The organism is Dietzia sp. UBA5065 (assembly GCA_002415925.1).
In the GTDB taxonomy this organism is placed as follows: Bacteria; Actinomycetota; Actinomycetes; order Mycobacteriales; family Mycobacteriaceae; genus Dietzia.
Window position 1 is genome coordinate 1 of sequence record DIAZ01000146.1, and the last position, 865, is coordinate 865.

1 protein-coding gene and 1 pseudogene are annotated in these 865 nt (G+C 73.2%); one reads left to right on the top strand and one right to left on the bottom strand.

Translation table 11 applies throughout. The annotated features are described in order from the left end of the window. Nucleotides 1-305, bottom strand: a 305-nt coding sequence (locus B4M60_RS12085) for a hypothetical protein (RefSeq protein ID WP_291084234.1), incomplete at its 3' end; no start/stop codon positions are given. Nucleotides 306-516: 211 nt separating this feature from the next. Here B4M60_RS12085 and B4M60_RS12090 point away from each other — a divergent pair. Next, a pseudogene (locus tag B4M60_RS12090) lies at nt 517-865 on the top strand (hypothetical protein); the annotation flags it as partial.

Genomic DNA, 865 nt, shown 5'->3' on the forward strand with positions numbered 1-865 from the left:
GGCTGCTGCTGCAGCGCGGCGAGCTTGGGGCCCAGTCCCAGCCGGTCGATCACCTCGATGGTGCGGGCCGGCCCCAGCGCGCGGATCAGCTCGTCCTCGAGGTCGGCCTGGCAGACGAAGAAGCCGTATGCCGGCAGGTCGCTCGCATCCCGGACCGCGAACCCGATCTCGGCCAGGGCCCGCTCGACGAAGCGCACCTCACCGGCGTCGCAGAGCCCGAGGACGGCCGCGCCCGGCCGGTCGGCGAGCGCCCGATGCAGACCGCGCCGGACATTGGTGACACCGCCGAGGTCGACCAGCTGCACCCGGGAGAGGTCCGCACCTCGAGCCCCCGCCAGAGCCCGGACGGCGGCCACATCGCTGGCGCCTTCGAGAAGGACGACGGTCGACACCGGCTCAGGCACAGGGGACAGCCAACCACGGCGCGCGCATCCTGAGCACGGGCGGGCCATGAACCGCCCGGCCCGCTCGGACGAACCTGAGGTGTATCCACCCCCACACGACGGGACCACCACGATGCCTCAGTCCGCCACCCATCCAGCTCGCCCCTCCGCCCGCCCCCGCGTCGTCATCCTCGGCGCGAGCCTGGCCGGACTGCTCACCGCCGCCGCCCTCAGCCGGCATACCGACGTGGTCCTTGTCGACCGGGACCCGCTCGATGAGGAGCTGACCTCGCCGCGTCGAGGCGTCCCGCAGTCGCGGCATACCCACGGTCTGCTCGTCAGCGGCAGCCGGGCGATGGAGGCGCTGCTGCCGGGTCTGCTCGACGAGGTGGTCGCGCGCGGCGCCATCCTCGGCGATGTCATCGGCGGCTCGCGGTGGGTGATGCGGGGCGCGCCGATGCTGTCCTTCCCGTCGACCCTTA